Annotated in this window: 16 protein-coding genes; 6 read left to right on the top strand and 10 right to left on the bottom strand. The window is 63.0% G+C overall.

Annotated elements, in window-relative coordinates:
- Positions 1-10 precede the first annotated feature (10 nt).
- Positions 11-592 (bottom strand): YceI family protein, encoded by a 582-nt coding sequence (locus WA237_RS15275; RefSeq protein WP_336098690.1) that lies wholly within the window; start codon positions 590-592, stop codon positions 11-13.
- Positions 593-765: 173 nt separating this feature from the next.
- Positions 766-1,257, bottom strand: a complete 492-nt coding sequence (locus WA237_RS15280; RefSeq protein WP_009812260.1) for a hypothetical protein — start codon at positions 1,255-1,257, stop codon at positions 766-768.
- A gap of 285 nt (positions 1,258-1,542) precedes the next feature.
- Between WA237_RS15280 and rpsF the strand changes: the two genes are divergently transcribed.
- The 3 genes from rpsF to rplI are packed head-to-tail and all read left to right on the top strand — an operon-like array spanning position 1,543 to position 2,787.
- Positions 1,543-1,899: a 30S ribosomal protein S6 gene (gene rpsF, locus WA237_RS15285; protein WP_009812261.1), complete on the top strand. Its 357-nt coding sequence runs from the start codon at positions 1,543-1,545 to the stop codon at positions 1,897-1,899.
- Positions 1,900-1,916: 17 nt separating this feature from the next.
- On the top strand, positions 1,917-2,144 hold the full coding sequence (gene rpsR / locus WA237_RS15290) for a 30S ribosomal protein S18 (RefSeq protein ID WP_009805008.1): 228 nt from the start codon (positions 1,917-1,919) through the stop codon (positions 2,142-2,144).
- 10 nt (positions 2,145-2,154) lie between these two features.
- Positions 2,155-2,787: a 50S ribosomal protein L9 gene (gene rplI, locus WA237_RS15295; protein WP_009812262.1), complete on the top strand. Its 633-nt coding sequence runs from the start codon at positions 2,155-2,157 to the stop codon at positions 2,785-2,787.
- A gap of 92 nt (positions 2,788-2,879) precedes the next feature.
- Here rplI and WA237_RS15300 read toward each other — a convergent pair whose 3' ends face one another.
- Positions 2,880-3,134 carry a DUF2312 domain-containing protein gene (locus WA237_RS15300; RefSeq protein WP_009812263.1) on the bottom strand — a complete coding sequence of 85 codons (255 nt, stop codon included), beginning with the start codon at positions 3,132-3,134 and terminating at the stop codon, positions 2,880-2,882.
- Positions 3,135-3,278: 144 nt separating this feature from the next.
- On the opposite strand from WA237_RS15300, the gene WA237_RS15305 reads away from it, so the two are divergent.
- The gene (locus tag WA237_RS15305; protein ID WP_009812264.1) at positions 3,279-3,497 is read left to right on the top strand and encodes a hypothetical protein; all 219 of its coding nucleotides are present in this window, start codon (positions 3,279-3,281) and stop codon (positions 3,495-3,497) included.
- Here the strand turns inward: WA237_RS15305 and WA237_RS15310 are convergent.
- The 7 genes from WA237_RS15310 to WA237_RS15340 form a co-directional block, all read right to left on the bottom strand.
- Positions 3,494-4,912, bottom strand: coding sequence for an enoyl-CoA hydratase/isomerase family protein (locus WA237_RS15310; RefSeq protein WP_336098698.1), 1,419 nt, complete (start codon positions 4,910-4,912; stop codon positions 3,494-3,496). The two genes, WA237_RS15305 and WA237_RS15310, sit on opposite strands and share 4 nt — an antisense overlap.
- Before the next feature lie 101 nt (positions 4,913-5,013).
- Positions 5,014-5,226, bottom strand: coding sequence for a hypothetical protein (locus WA237_RS15315; protein WP_336098700.1), 213 nt, complete (start codon positions 5,224-5,226; stop codon positions 5,014-5,016).
- 169 nt (positions 5,227-5,395) lie between these two features.
- Positions 5,396-6,340, bottom strand: a complete 945-nt coding sequence (locus tag WA237_RS15320) for a FliM/FliN family flagellar motor switch protein (protein WP_336098702.1) — start codon at positions 6,338-6,340, stop codon at positions 5,396-5,398.
- A 139-nt stretch (positions 6,341-6,479) separates the two neighbouring features.
- Positions 6,480-9,182, bottom strand: a complete 2,703-nt coding sequence (locus WA237_RS15325; protein WP_336098703.1) for an ATP-binding protein — start codon at positions 9,180-9,182, stop codon at positions 6,480-6,482.
- Positions 9,179-9,466 carry a hypothetical protein gene (locus WA237_RS15330; protein ID WP_336098705.1) on the bottom strand — a complete coding sequence of 96 codons (288 nt, stop codon included), beginning with the start codon at positions 9,464-9,466 and terminating at the stop codon, positions 9,179-9,181. The genes WA237_RS15325 and WA237_RS15330 overlap by 4 nt, the downstream gene beginning before the upstream one ends.
- Entirely contained in the window at positions 9,463-9,831 is a 369-nt protein-coding gene (locus WA237_RS15335; RefSeq protein WP_009812271.1) for a response regulator transcription factor, read from the bottom strand. Before WA237_RS15335 ends, WA237_RS15330 begins: the two co-directional genes overlap by 4 nt.
- 63 nt (positions 9,832-9,894) lie before the next feature.
- Positions 9,895-11,244 carry a short-chain fatty acyl-CoA regulator family protein gene (locus WA237_RS15340; protein WP_336098706.1) on the bottom strand — a complete coding sequence of 450 codons (1,350 nt, stop codon included), beginning with the start codon at positions 11,242-11,244 and terminating at the stop codon, positions 9,895-9,897.
- A 210-nt stretch (positions 11,245-11,454) separates the two neighbouring features.
- On the opposite strand from WA237_RS15340, the gene WA237_RS15345 reads away from it, so the two are divergent.
- Both WA237_RS15345 and WA237_RS15350 read left to right on the top strand, forming a co-directional pair.
- The gene (locus tag WA237_RS15345) at positions 11,455-12,801 is read left to right on the top strand and encodes a substrate-binding protein (RefSeq protein WP_040618226.1); all 1,347 of its coding nucleotides are present in this window, start codon (positions 11,455-11,457) and stop codon (positions 12,799-12,801) included.
- Between the two features lie 126 nt (positions 12,802-12,927).
- Entirely contained in the window at positions 12,928-13,959 is a 1,032-nt protein-coding gene (locus WA237_RS15350; protein WP_009812274.1) for a branched-chain amino acid ABC transporter permease, read from the top strand.
- Positions 13,960-13,962 lie beyond the last annotated feature (3 nt).

The raw sequence follows: 13,962 nt of genomic DNA on the forward strand, positions 1-13,962 counted from the left end.
AGTAAAGGGCTTAGCCCTCTTTCTGCGCCTCGATCGAGATCATCACGTTGAGCTCGTCACCCACATTCGGGGCGAATTTTCCAAGACCGTAATCCGACCGTTTGATCGTCGTCGTAGCATCAAACCCGACCCAATCCTTGCCCGCCATCGGATGCTGCGCCGCCTTGTTCAGCTTGGTGTCGAGAACCACCGACTGCGTCACATCATTGATCGTCAGATCGCCCGTGATATTCGCCGTATTCTCACCCGTCACCTCAATCCCGGTTGAGGTAAAGGTGATCATATCGCCCTCTTCCGCCCCGAAGAAATCATCGCTCATGAAATGCGCCACACGCTTTTCCCAGCCGGTCAGCATCGACATCACGGGGATTTCCACCGACACGGACGAGGCCTCGGGCGCGTCCTGATCGAACATGATCTCGCCCTCAAAGCCGCCGAACATGTTGTAAGTGGTCGAAAATCCCAGGTGGTCATAGCTGAACACAACTTGGGAATGGCTGGCGTCGAGCGTGTATTTCACCGGCTCTGCCATTGCAGTGGTTGCCATCATGGCCATTGCGGCCGCTGCCATCGCACGGGGTAGATACGTCATTTTGTTTACTCCTGGTAAGACCAACGTCGCCGATGATCTTACGGTGCTGCGGGGATGCAGCAACCCTGTAGAAGTCAACATTCTGTGTGGAACGGCGAACAGAGCGGGGCACGGCGGAAATCCGCCATTTTCCCGCCGCTTTTCAAGAGGGTTACGCCGCTTATCTCAGGCGCTTAGCGAAAGGCCGCACGCAACGCCTTGACCGCGCGCGGATCGCGCACCGGCAGGGATACCAGCAGCCGCCCATGGCCATCCCGCGCTGTCAGCCAGTCATCCCGCAGCACCACATCGCTCAGATCGTCAAAGCGATGCGACAGCTCCGACCGCACCCGGCCCTTGGCGTCAAATTCGGTCATGCGGATCTCGCGACGCTCGGGATCGATGGTGATATCGGGCAGCCCGGCATCGACCTGCCAGGTCAGCCCGAGCAGGCCAAGCCCCACGAAGGCCAGCGAAAACAGCAGCTTGGTCATCTGCATCAGGCCATCGCCCGGCGCAACCGGCACCAGCCACACACCGGCGGCCGCAATGATGAGCGCCACCCCGAGCCCCCGACAGGCCAGCCGGATGAGCACATGTTTCGTGCCCTCCTCATCGGCCATGGAAATCTCGGGCAGAACAGGCAGAGCGCGGTCAGGCATGATCGTATCGGGCAAGGCGGTCATCGGGCGATCCTTTTCATATGTCGCCTCTCAGTCTCCGTGGCAAATGGGCCGTGATTTGGGCAATGCTGGGGTCAATTCTCGTTCTTTCCCTCGCGTTTGATCTATCGCCGCCGGAGGCCTACCACCCGGCAAAAGACCGCGAGCCCTTGTGCCCTGCCCTGATCCGGGGTAAACGCCCGCGTCCGGTCGCATCTTTATGGAACCGCGCAGTCTCTCGTGGATGGGCCGCAACCGGACATCATAAGCCCGTCCTATGAAATGCGCCTTGATAGAAATGGAGCACACATGCCGCTTTATGAGCATGTCTTTATCTCGCGTCAGGACCTGTCGAACACGCAGGCCGAAGGACTGGTCGAACATTTCGGGACGGTCCTTTCGGACAACGGCGGCAAAGTCGTCGAGAGCGAGTACTGGGGCGTCAAAACGATGGCCTACAAGATCAACAAAAATCGCAAGGGCCATTACGCCTTTCTGAAATCCGACGCGCCTGCCGCAGCGGTTCAGGAAATGGAACGCCTCATGCGCCTGCATGACGACGTGATGCGCGTCCTGACCATCAAGGTCGACGAGCACGCAGAAGGCCCCTCGGTGCAAATGCAAAAACGTGACGAACGTGGCGAACGCCGCGAGCGCCGCGCGTAAGAGAAGGAGACTAACCCATGGCTGCAAAACCATTTTTCCGCCGTCGTAAAGTTTGCCCCTTCTCGGGTGAGAACGCGCCGAAGATCGACTACAAAGACACGAAACTGCTGCAACGCTACATCTCTGAGCGTGGCAAGATCGTGCCCTCGCGCATCACTGCCGTTTCGGCAAAGAAGCAGCGTGAACTGGCCCGTGCCATCAAACGCGCCCGCTTCCTCGCCCTGCTGCCCTACGCTGTGAAGTAAGGAGAGAACCATGCAAGTTATCCTTCTCGAACGCGTGGCCAAGCTCGGCCAGATGGGCGAAGTGGTCGACGTCAAAGCCGGCTACGCGCGCAACTACCTGCTCCGTCAGGGCAAGGCGCTGACCGCCTCGAAAGAGAACATCGCCAATTTCGAGGACCAGAAAGCGCAGCTCGAAGCGCGCAACCTGGAAACCAAGAAAGAAGCCGAAAGCCTGGCGGCAAACCTCGACGGTCAACAGTTCGTCGTGATTCGCCAAGCCGCGGATTCGGGCGCGCTCTACGGTTCGGTCACAACCCGTGACGCCGCTGACGCAGCGACCGAGAACGGCTTCTCGGTCGACCGCAAGCAAGTGTCGCTGACCTCGCCGATCAAGGAACTGGGTCTGCACGAAGTCATCGTCAGCCTGCACCCCGAAGTCGAAGCCACCGTTGTCCTCAACGTCGCACGTTCGCCCGAAGAGGCCGAGCTGCAAGCGTCGGGCAAATCGATCCAGGAACTGGCCGCGGAAGAAGAAGCCGCAGCTGATTACGAGATCGCGGAACTCTTCGACGATATCGGCGCTGCCGCATCGGACGACGAAGATCTGGCCGAAACCGTGGAAGAAGTTCTTCCCGAAGACGCCGACGAAGACGACAAGGCCTAAGCCTCTGTCCTCAGCAAAAAAGAAAGCCGCGCAACATCTTGCGCGGCTTTTTTCATGTCTGGTGAGGCGCGAGGCCGCCCCTGCGCGGGGCCTTACCCCATGCCGAGCGCTTCTTTGTACATCTCGAGCACGGCCTCTTCTTCGGCAATGTCGTCCTTGTCGCGCTTGCGCAGCGCGATGACCTTGCGCATGACCTTGGTGTCATAGCCCCGGGCCTTGGCCTCGGCCATGACTTCCTTTTGCTGCTCGGCCACATCCTTTTTCTCGGCTTCCAGCCGCTCGAACCGCTCTATGAACTGGCGCAACTCGTCGGCGGTGACCCGGTAACTGCTCTCGGCATCCTGCATGTGATGTCTCCATTCTGGCTTTTTTATCTGCCTAACGCGGGCTCAGAACGCTCGCAAGCCCGTTTCGCACCCTTGCCAGCCGGGCCGAAGTCATTTACCCGGCGCAGCATCTGAACCGATTGCACCGCACAAGGGACCGTGGACATGGACTTCCTCATCTGGATTGGCGCCGCCATCTCTGCCACCGGCCTCGGCGGTCTGCTCTGGTGCATTGCTCGGGTCTGGCGCGCCCGCAAGGCGGGTCTCTCCGAAGAGGCGCTGCGCGCGGAATTGCAACGGGTGGTCCCGGTCAACACCGGCGCCCTGCTGCTCTCAGTTCTGGGCCTGATGGTCGTGGTGCTCGGTATCGTGTTCTCGGGCTAAGCCCCGGCGAGGCTGGCGTTCCTCGGCGTGACCTCATCAAAGAGGCGCCGCCCCTCATTCACCATGCGCGAGAACTCCGGCACCGGTGCCAGAACCGATGCGGCCTCGGCCCGCAGCCCCTGCAACGCGCGCAAGAGCGGCAGGAGCCCCTGTTCTTCCGCCTGAAAGAGCAGGCCGCCTTTTGCGGCCTCAAACCCAAGGTCCCGCGCCGCAATCACATCCGCCTCCATCGTGTGCCGCAGCACCCCGGCTGCCTGCGCCGCCACGCAGAGATTCACCATCCCGGCATGGACAATGCCACCGAGCAGCGCCTCGTCGAGCGACGCTTGCGCAAAGCCGCTCGCGGGCACACGCCAGCCGCTCGCCCGTGCGAAGGCATCGAATTCGCGCACGATCTCCTCGCCGGAATGTGTCTCCATCATCGCGAAAGGCCCGTTGGCAAATCCGATCTGCCGCGCCGCTGCATCAATGGCATCGGGCCGTGCCCCTCGGACCAAGAGACTGCGCCCGATCGCCCAATAGCCCTGCCTGACCCACGTCGCTGCCGCATCATTTGGCGGCTCATCCCTCGCCGATGCGCGTGCAAAATGCGCCAACCGGGCCCGGTATCGCGCGGCACGCGCCTCCGCGTCCCGGGCCAAATCCTGCGCCAGCACCTCCTCGAGCGCGACACCCCGTTCAAACGGCAAGAGTGCCGCCGCCTCCACCGCGCGAATGACCGCCTGAGCGGCCGCCGTCACAGGCGCATGGGACTGGGCGCGATGTGCGGCTATTGCTGCGAAATAAGCCCCGGGCTGGCGCAGCCCGTCCTCTCGCAAAGAAGTTCGCCGCGATGGGGCGAGCGTTTTTGCCAGCTTGATCGCCTGTGCCAGCGGGGCCTCATCCTCGATCCCGTCGATCACTGCCGCAAGCGCTGGATCACCGGCCCGATGCAGCCGCCCGTCGATCATCATCTGAAGCGCGGTATCCGCCCCAACAAGTCGCGGCAGCCGTTGCGTGCTGCCCCCGCCCGGGATCAGGCCAAAGCCCACTTCGGGACAGATCAGCCGTGCCTCTCGGGTCGCCACTCGGCCATGGGCGGCCAGAGCCAATGCCACCCCGGCCCCGCTCACGAGCCCGTCGAGACACGCGACGGTCGGAACGGGGAAAGCCTCCAATCCAGTGCAGAGCGCCGCCAGCGCTTCTCGCGCGGCGTCACCCTCTTCTGCCACGGGATCGAAGCCTCGGCAAAACTCCTGCCCCGCCCCACGCAGAACAAGACCCGCGGCATCGGTTTCGCCGCGCTCCAAACGGCCAGCCAAATCATCAAGCGCCCGCAACACATCCCGGCACATTTCGCCGGTCAAATAGCCCTCCGGCCCTGCGGGCAGCTCCAGAATGGCAACGCCATCCGCCTGTCGGATCAGTCCTGACATATCACCTCCACACACCAAACCACCGGCCGCCGTGACGCATGCGGCCTGAACAGTTTAGAACAGAGATGTCTGTCAAAAGGCAATCTGTGACTTGAAGGATGTCAGACAGGCATGTTGTCGAACATGTCTTCCGCCGCTTCCTCCTCGAGCCGCCGCAACATGGCCCGCGCCTGACAGGGTGCCGGCTGCCCCGAGCTGGATTGCGCAGCAATCATGCGCCGCAGCGTCGGGATATGCGCGTAGCGCGCGGGCGCGGATGCCCTTTCAATCCTCTGCAACAATGCGCCAAAGGTCTCGTCATGTGATCCGGTCATCAGTCTCCCCCCCTGGTGTCGCGGGGAGCAGCCCCCGCTGATGCAATCTTTATCTCTCATATCAGATTTCCTCCGAATCGTCGCCTATGCTTACCGCTGGTTGAAAAACTCGGCGGAATTGCTCGCATGTCATTTGCCGCATGCGCTTGGTCCAAATTGATCTCGCCCCTCAATCCGCTGACCCCACTGTCTTTTGTGCCTCTCGGGGCGTCGGCACCGGATCACTTTGTGGCGCGACGGGCCGTGCTCTGGCCCGCGTGGCCGGCGCCGGTTTCGCCGCAGCTGGGTTTTTCTGATCCGGCTCGGCGGGCTGATGCGACGGCTGTTTGCGCAGCCTTATCGCCCGCATCCCGTTCACTTGGCCCAACCGCCCGTCTGAGACCAAATGCCCGCCCGGCGCCTCGAGCCGCAGCGCCATCGCACCACTTCCCGGCACGATGAGCTGATCGCCGGCCTTGAGCGACAAGGCCTTCTCGAGCGGGATGGAATGCCGCGCGAGAATGGCCTGCAGTGTCACCGGCGCGCCCATGACCACCGGGCTGAGCGCGCGCGGCTCGTCCCGCGGCCGCCCCGGCTTTTCCTTGGAGACCTGTGGCGCGTCCATCACCGGCAGCAAGAGCTCATAGACCCCGGCGCGCTTGGCCTCGCCCAGCATCACGCCAACCCGAAAAAGGTGATACTGATCCGCCTCCAGCGCGAGGCTCAGGGAATGCGCATCCTCGGCCATCGCGCCAAAGCGATAGCCCTGCCAGCTCTGGCCATCGGGCAGGTCCTCGGCCCCCGTCTCGAACGCCTCGAACACCGCATCGAGCAGCGGCGCGCAGAGCGCCGCATCGGTGCGGGTGAGCGGGCGTTCAACCACCTCGCGTTCGGCCACGCGACCGATGGTCTGAATTTCGATCACCGCGCTCAGCGCCGGAAAATCGAGCCGCACGGCCCCGCGCCGCCCCCGATCATCCTCGACGAGACAGGTGAGCCCGGTCCCGGCCAAAACTTCGGGCAGGTCCTTTTGCGACAGCCGCGATTGTTCCACCGTCGAGACAGAGAGCGCGAGGCCAAGCGTGCCATCCGCGGCCTTGCCCAGCCCGACACGCAACGCCTTGGCCGGCGACATGGCCCGCGCATCAAACCCCTCTCGGGCCGCACGCGCCTTTCTGTGTTTGACTGTGTCGGTCGCGACCGAATCCATAGAAGCACCGATGTCCTGAAACGGGAGGCAGGCTCAGCCTACGTCAGGCGAGGTTATCAACCTCTTAATCGGCGACGTTTTCCCCGGCAGCCTGCAGCCCGCCCGCCACCGGAAAACTCACGAGAAATCCGCCGCCCTGCTGCTTGGGCAGGCAGACAATCTCGCCCCGCAGCCGCGTCATGATCTCGCGACAGATCGCCAGTCCCAGCCCCGCGCCGCCGGCCTTGGTTTCGCCGACCCGCACGAATTTCTCGAAGATAATGCTCTGCAGCTCCTCCGGCACGCCCGTCCCATTGTCGGCAAAGATCACCTGCACGATGTCGTCCCGCTGCGCGACGTCGATCCGCAGCTCGGGTTGCGGCGCATCGCAATATTTCCGGCAATTGGCGATCAGGTTGATGAACACTTGCACCAGCCGGTCGAGATCGGTGTCCACCACGATATCTTCGCGCGCCGCCTCCCGCAGGATGCGCAGCCGCGCGTCGAGCCCGCCGGTCGCGTCAATAGCCCGGTCGAGCAGATCGCCCAGACGCGCACGCCCGGGGTTCAAAACGACCGTCCCGCTTTCCAGCACGCTCAGATCCAGCAGATCATCGAGCAGCCGGGTCAGCCGCAGCGTCTCATCATGAATGATCCCCGCATATTTCGCCTGCGCCCCGGCATCGAGGCCCTGAGTGTCGCGCAGGATTTCCGAAAACGAGCGGATCGAGGTCATCGGCGTGCGAAGCTCATGGCTGATCTGGCTGAGGAACGCGTCTTTTTGCACCGACAGCTTGGTGAGCTTGTCATTCACCTCGCGCAGCTGGCGGGCGGTGTCGGCCAGCTCATTGGACTTCGCTTCGAGCTGCGAGGAATATTCCATGATCTGCGCCGTCTCGTCGGCCACGGCGAGAAGATCCTCGACCGACACATTCGCGCCGCCGATGATCTGCGAAATCATCGCATGGGCCGTCGCCGCGCCGACCGAGCCCGACAGCTCACGCTCCAGAAGTTCGATGAATTCGGGCGACGGCTCTGGCAAAAACCCCGGCAGCCCCTGAAGCTGTGCCGACCGCGCAAAGAGCTTGCGCGCCTCGTCCGGTCCCATGATCCGCTGCGCCATGATCAACAGGTCTTCGCTCTGCGCCATGCCCGCGTTCCAGCCCCCAGAGGTGCCGGAATGGTCAAAGATATTCACAAACTGCGCGCCCTGCAGACGCTCCACCGGAGTCGGAAAGCTCAGCAGCGACACCCCGACAAAGGCCGCCACGTTGAGAGATAGGCTCCACAGCACCGCATGCACCACATTGTCGATCCCCTCCGTCCCAAAGAGCGCATAGGGCCGCAGCCAGCCGATGCCCCAAGGCCCCGCCTGCATCACTTCCGCCGGGATCAGCACATCTGGCCCAAAGCTCGGCAGGAACAGGCAATAGGCCCAGGTGACAAAGCCGATCGAGACCCCCGCCAGCGCCCCGCTGCGGGTCGCACCGCGCCAGATGAGACCACCGAGCAGCGCGGGCAAGAACTGCGCCACCCCGACAAAAGCGATGAGCCCGATGGCCGCAAGCGCCGTGCCGCCGCCTGAGAGACGGAAATAGAGATAGCCAAGGAAGACCACCGCTGCGATGGACAGACGCCGCGCCAAGAGCGCCACGCTGCGCACATCCCCCGACATCATCGCCGTGCCACCCGTCATCCGAAGCCAGACCGGCATCACGATATGGTTCGACACCATGGTCGACAGGGCAATCGCCGCCACGATCACCATCGAGGTGGCCGAGGAAAACCCGCCCAGAAAGCTAAAGATCGCCAGCCCGTCCTGCCCATGCATCAAGGGCAGCGTCAGAACAAAGAGATCCGGATTGCTGTCCTCGGGCAGCAGGTCGAGCCCCATCACCGCAATCGGGATCACGAACAGGCTCATCAGCATGAGATAGGTGGGAAAGGCCCAGGCGGCGGTGCGCAGATGGCTCTCATCCTGGTTCTCGACCACCATGACCTGAAACATCCGCGGCAGGCACAGAAACGCCGCCGCTGACAGCATGGTCAGCCCGATCCAACGGCTGTTGCTCACCTCCCACCGCGCGATATCCGACGCATCCACCCGCGCCAGAATATCCGCCGGTCCGCCGCCGAGGCCCCAGACCACAAACACCCCGACCGCCAAGAGCGCACAGAGCTTGATCACCGCCTCCACCGCAATCGCCATGACGACCCCGTGATGCCGTTCGTTCACATCAAGGTTCCGCGTCCCAAAGAGCACAGTAAAAAGTGCCAGCCCCGCCGCGATCAAAAACCCTGTGGTCCCGGTCTCGCTCACCTGATCCCCCGGCAGATCGACCTGCGCAAAGGCGTTGATCGACAGGGTCACCGATTGCAGCTGCAAGGCGATATAAGGCGTCGTGCCGATGACCGCGATCAAGGTGACAATCACCGCCAGCAGGTTCGACTTGCCATAACGCGAAGAGATCATGTCGGCGATAGAAGTGATGCGCTGACTGCGCCCGATCCGCACCATCTTGCGCAGCAATCCCCACCAGCCGATCATCACCAATGTCGGCCCGAGATAGATGGTCACGAACTCGAGCCCCGAGCGCGCCGCAAACCCGACCGCCCCGTAAAAGGTCCAGGCCGTGCAATAGATCGACAGCGACAGCGTATAGACGATGGGCGAGCGGAGCCACGCGCCCCGTCCCCGCCGCGCTGCACGGTCGGCGGCAAAGGCCACGCTGAAGAGAAACACCACATAGCCAAGGCACACTGCGATCAGCAGGTTGAGAATGCTCATGTCACCTGCTCGGGTTTTGCCTCTTCAGAGCCATCAGCGCCGTCGTCGCCCTCACCCTCCGCATCTGCGCGCAACCGCCACGCCACCAGCCCCGACAGGATGCAAAGCAGCGCCCAGGTCAGAAACACATAGATCAAGGCCCGCGTCGTCGGCGTTTCCTGCCAGAAGATCGGCAGACCAAAGAGCCCGGCCCCGAGCACCGGCAACAGCCGCGCCGCATCGCCAAGCCGCCGCCGCCGATAGGTTTGCCGCTCGGCATAGATCGGGTCTTTGGCCTGCGTCATGGCATCAGCAGATCCCGCACCGCCTGCAACACATCCGCATTGGAAAAAGGTTTGCTCATGTAACGGCTTGCGCCAAGCTTCTCAGCCATTTCCCGGTCGCGCGTCTGACCTCTCGCCGTCAGCATGAGCACCGGCAGGCCTTGGGTCTGATCGTCATTGCGCAGGTCTTGCAGGATGTCATAGCCGCTGCGCCCGGGCAGCATCACATCGAGAACCAGCACATCGGGCGCTTCGCGCCGCACGACATCGACCGCGTCCACCCCGTTGGAATGGCTCTTCACCGTCAGCCCGTCGCGCGACAGAATAAAGCCGATCGCCTCGGTGATGTTCGGCTCATCTTCTATCAGAAGTACCTTCGCCCCCATTCAACCGGCCTCCCCTCCGATCAAAACCATTGCCTCGCACTATCACCATTGCCCTGCCCGCTGTCAAAACTCCTTTGCCGGCCCCCGGTCTGCCGGGTTTTGCAGCAGCGACGGCTCGCGCCGCGCGGCGCATCCCGACACGGGGCAGACACGGCAGGTCATCCCCACCTGTCGTGCCGGCTCAGAGGGCGTGGCGTCGCCCCGCTCGGCGGGGACGAGGATCATCTGCGCCCGGTGCAGCGCCGGCTGGCCATATTGCGCCGCCGGGATCATTTCGCCATGCGCATAGGCCAGCAAGTGGCGCGCCTCTTGCCCGGCCTGCTGGATTTCGACCCGGATCACCGCCCCCGGCTGTCCCAAGGCCAGATAGAGCGGCCAGCGCGGGCAGCCGCCCGAGCCGCGCGGCATGGCAAAGCCCGCAATGGCCCGCCGCGACAGGATCGCCCCCGCGCCATCACAGCTCAGATATCCGAGCTCTCCAATCACCTCCTGCGGCAGATGCGACAGGCGGCGCATCACCCGCGCGACCGGCTGATCGAGATGCTGCGCCAAGCGCAAAACATCCGTGCCCTGATCCGCCACCGCCGCTGCAATCTCTGCCAAAGGCAGCGCCTCGGCCTCCTGTGCATAGTGGCCGAGCCGCTCGCGGGCCATGGCGCGCGCCTGCTCGGACACCAGAACATCGCTCGCCGCGATCAGCTCCGCCACGGCCCCGGGCCCCTGCGCCTCGATCTGGGGGAAATGGTGCCCATGTGCCGCCCAAAACCCATCGACCTCGTCGAGCGGCGTTTGCATCTGCCCTGCCTGCCCCACCGGCGCATCGAGATATGCGACCAGCGCCTCCGCCCCTTGGGCAAGCCGGTCGCTGTCCTCGTTGATATTGCGGTGAAACCTGTGCTGCCACTCGGGTTCGAGCTCGGGCGTCTCCATCAGGATCGAGGCCGAGGAGCGGATCGCGGTCACCATGCTCAGCACCTCATGCAGCCTGCCGGCCAGATCGGGATCATGGGCAAGCCGGTCGGTCAGCCGCTGCACCTGCTCTTCGAGCTCCGCCAGCCGCGCCTGATCCTTGGTGATCAGCTCGGCCCAACCCGGGAACCGCTCGGCCAGCTCGGCCGCCTCCTCCACATCGAGCGCCAGCTCTGGATACCCCTGCGCCGCCGCCTGCACCCCGGAGACAAGCCCCGCCGCCGCCCCTTGCGTCAAGAGCGCCGGTTCGACCCCCAGCGCCCGCGCCAGCCGCAACACGAGCGAGCCGCCGATTCTGCGCCGGTTGTGTTCGATCAGATTGAGATAGGAGGGCGAAATCTCTGCCGCGCGCGCCAGATCGGTCTGTTTCAACGCCAGCGCCAGCCGTCTTTCCCGCACTCTCGTCCCGATCAGCCCGGTTTCCGCTAGGGCAATTTCTGCCATGTTTCCAACCTCTCCAGCCCGGGTTTGCGAATTTTTTTACAAAAACCACACCCCGCCTGTCGAAAACTTTACAAAAAAATCCTTACTGGGAAAGCTTTTATTGAGAAATTTTCTTACGCGATGAAATAATGCTTTTGCACAATCGTGCCCATTCACTGCGACATGGAGGAGATGTCGCCGCGGATGGAGATAAAAATTTGGGAGGACTTCATGTCAAAATCGAACTTCACGCGTCGTGGCCTGTTGAAGACCAGCGGCATTGCCGGCGCAGGTCTGGCACTGCCGACGATCTTTACGGCCTCATCGGCTGCAGCCTTTACCAACGAACCCACCGGGAGCACCGTCACCCTCGGCTTCAACGTGCCGCAATCCGGCCCCTATGCTGACGAGGGCGCTGACGAGCTGCGCGCCTACAAGCTCGCGGTCGAACACCTCAACGGTGGCGGCGATGGCGGCATGATGAACACGTTTTCGTCCAAGGTGCTGCAGGGCAATGGCGTCCTCGGCAAGAAGGTCGAGTTTGTCACCGGCGACACCCAGACCAAATCCGACGCGGCCCGTGCCAGCGCCAAATCCATGATCGAAAAAGATGGCGCGGTGATGATCACCGGCGGCTCGTCCTCGGGCGTGGCCATTGCCGTGCAGGGCCTCTGCCAAGAGGCAGGCGTCATCTTCATGGCCGGTCTCACCCACTCGAACGACACCACCGGCAAGGACAAGAAAGCCAACGGCTTCCGCCACTTCTTCAACGGCTACATGTCCGCCGCCGCCCTCGCCCCCGTGCTCGAGAGCATGTATGGCAATGACCGCAAGGCCTATCACCTGACAGCCGACTACACCTGGGGCTGGACCCAGGAGGAATCGATCGCGGCCGCGACCGAGGCCATGGGCTGGGAAACCGTGGAAAAGGTGCGCACACCGCTCGCCGCCACCGACTTCTCGTCCTATATCGGCCCGGTCATGAACTCGGGCGCCGATGTGCTCGTGCTCAACCACTACGGCGGCAACATGGTGAACTCGCTCACCAACGCTGTGCAATTCGGCCTGCGCGACAAGCAGGTGAACGGCAAGAACTTCGAAATCGTCGTGCCGCTCTACTCGCGCCTGATGGCCAAGGGTGCCGGCGAAAACGTCAAGGGCATCCTCGGCTCGACCAACTGGCATTGGTCACTCACCGATGAAGGCTCGAAAACCTTCGTCAAATCCTTCGGCGAAAAATACGGCTTCCCGCCGAGCCAGGCGGCGCACACCTGCTATGTGCAGACCCTGCTCTATGCGGATGCCGTGGAACGCGCCGGATCCTTCAACCCCTGCGCCGTCGCCGAAGCCCTTGAGGGCTATGAGTTCGACGGTCTGGGCAACGGTCCGACGCTCTACCGTGCCGAAGATCACCAGTGCTTCAAGGATGTTCTGGTGGTGCGCGGGAAGGAAAACCCGACCAGCGAATTCGACCTTCTCGAAGTGGTCGAGGTCACCCCGCGGGCCCAGGTGGAATACGCACCTGATCACCCGATGTTTGCAGGCGGCAGCCTCGGCTCCTGCAACCCCGGCGCCTGAGCCTAGACCCGGGTGGGCAGCGATGCCCACCCGACCCCAGGACACCGAAAACCCAATTCCTTCCAGCCGTCGGTCTGCGTTGCTTCGCGGGCACGGCACTGGACACTCTTATGCAAGGCGGGGACCATGGACGCCATCCTCCTTCAGATACTCAACGGGCTCGACAAGGGCTCGGCCTATGCGCTCATCGCGCTCGGCCTGACACTCATCTTCGGCACGCTCGGCGTGGTGAACTTTGCGCATGGCGCGCTGTTCATGATCGGGGCGTTTTGCGCGGTGACGCTGCAACGCATCCTGACGCTCAGCACGATCACCATCGACGAGACGCAAAAAGACTTCCTTGGCAATCCGCTCAAGGTCAAAACCCCCTATGTCGAAAGCTGGTTCGGCCCCGAGACCGGGGCGGCAATCATCGACTGGTCCGTGCCGCTGGCCATCCTCTTCGCGATCCCGGTGATGCTGCTCATCGGCTATGTGATGGAGCGCGGGCTGATCAAGCATTTCTACAAGCGCCCCCATGCCGACCAGATCCTCGTGACCTTTGGTCTCGCCATCGTCCTGCAAGAGATCATCAAGGCCTTCTACGGCGCCAACCCAATCCCCACCGGCGCCCCCGCCGCCTTTCGAGGGTCGTTCGATTTCGGCTCGATGTTCGGCTTTGATCCCAACACGATCATCTACCCCTATTGGCGCATGGTCTATTTCGCCTTTGCTGCGGTGATCATCGGCGGCGTCTTTGCCTTCCTGCGCTACACGACCTTCGGGATGGTGGTGCGCGCCGGCATGGCCGACCGCGAAACCGTGGAACTTCTCGGCATCAACATCGACCGCCGCTTTACCATCATGTTCGGCGTCGCCGCCGCGGTGGCAGGGCTCGCAGGCGTGATGTACGCCCCGATCAATTCACCCAACTACCACATGGGCATGGATTTTCTGGTGCTGAGCTTCGTGGTGGTCGTCGTCGGCGGCATGGGCAGCCTGCCCGGCGCCGTTCTCGCCGGGTTCCTGCTCGGCATTCTCGAGGCCTTTGCCTCGATGAACGAGATCAAGGCGATCTTCCCCGGCATCGACCAGATCATCATCTATCTCGTCGCCATCATCATCATTCTCACCCGTCCCCGTGGCCTCATGGGCCGCCCCGGCGTGATGGAGGAATAATCC

It is taken from the genome of Roseovarius sp. CH_XMU1461 (assembly GCF_037027165.1).
In the GTDB taxonomy this organism is placed as follows: Bacteria; Pseudomonadota; Alphaproteobacteria; order Rhodobacterales; family Rhodobacteraceae; genus Roseovarius; species Roseovarius nubinhibens.

Excerpts from the sequence above, each read along its gene's own strand:
- WA237_RS15325 (WP_336098703.1), bottom strand. The coding sequence starts at position 9,182 with ATGAGCATTCTCAACCTGCTGATCGCAGTGTGCCTTGGCTATGTGGTG.
- WA237_RS15280 (WP_009812260.1), bottom strand. The coding sequence starts at position 1,257 with ATGACCGCCTTGCCCGATACGATCATGCCTGACCGCGCTCTGCCTGTT.
- WA237_RS15320 (WP_336098702.1), bottom strand. The coding sequence starts at position 6,340 with ATGTCGCCGGCCAAGGCGTTGCGTGTCGGGCTGGGCAAGGCCGCGGAT.
- WA237_RS15350 (WP_009812274.1), top strand. The coding sequence starts at position 12,928 with ATGGACGCCATCCTCCTTCAGATACTCAACGGGCTCGACAAGGGCTCG.
- WA237_RS15310 (WP_336098698.1), bottom strand. The coding sequence starts at position 4,912 with ATGTCAGGACTGATCCGACAGGCGGATGGCGTTGCCATTCTGGAGCTG.
- WA237_RS15335 (WP_009812271.1), bottom strand. The coding sequence starts at position 9,831 with ATGGGGGCGAAGGTACTTCTGATAGAAGATGAGCCGAACATCACCGAG.
- WA237_RS15340 (WP_336098706.1), bottom strand. The coding sequence starts at position 11,244 with ATGGCAGAAATTGCCCTAGCGGAAACCGGGCTGATCGGGACGAGAGTG.
- WA237_RS15345 (WP_040618226.1), top strand. The coding sequence starts at position 11,455 with ATGTCAAAATCGAACTTCACGCGTCGTGGCCTGTTGAAGACCAGCGGC.
- rplI (WP_009812262.1), top strand. The coding sequence starts at position 2,155 with ATGCAAGTTATCCTTCTCGAACGCGTGGCCAAGCTCGGCCAGATGGGC.
- rpsR (WP_009805008.1), top strand. The coding sequence starts at position 1,917 with ATGGCTGCAAAACCATTTTTCCGCCGTCGTAAAGTTTGCCCCTTCTCG.
- WA237_RS15275 (WP_336098690.1), bottom strand. The coding sequence starts at position 592 with ATGACGTATCTACCCCGTGCGATGGCAGCGGCCGCAATGGCCATGATG.
- WA237_RS15300 (WP_009812263.1), bottom strand. The coding sequence starts at position 3,134 with ATGCAGGATGCCGAGAGCAGTTACCGGGTCACCGCCGACGAGTTGCGC.
- rpsF (WP_009812261.1), top strand. The coding sequence starts at position 1,543 with ATGCCGCTTTATGAGCATGTCTTTATCTCGCGTCAGGACCTGTCGAAC.
- WA237_RS15330 (WP_336098705.1), bottom strand. The coding sequence starts at position 9,466 with ATGACGCAGGCCAAAGACCCGATCTATGCCGAGCGGCAAACCTATCGG.
- WA237_RS15305 (WP_009812264.1), top strand. The coding sequence starts at position 3,279 with ATGGACTTCCTCATCTGGATTGGCGCCGCCATCTCTGCCACCGGCCTC.
- WA237_RS15315 (WP_336098700.1), bottom strand. The coding sequence starts at position 5,226 with ATGACCGGATCACATGACGAGACCTTTGGCGCATTGTTGCAGAGGATT.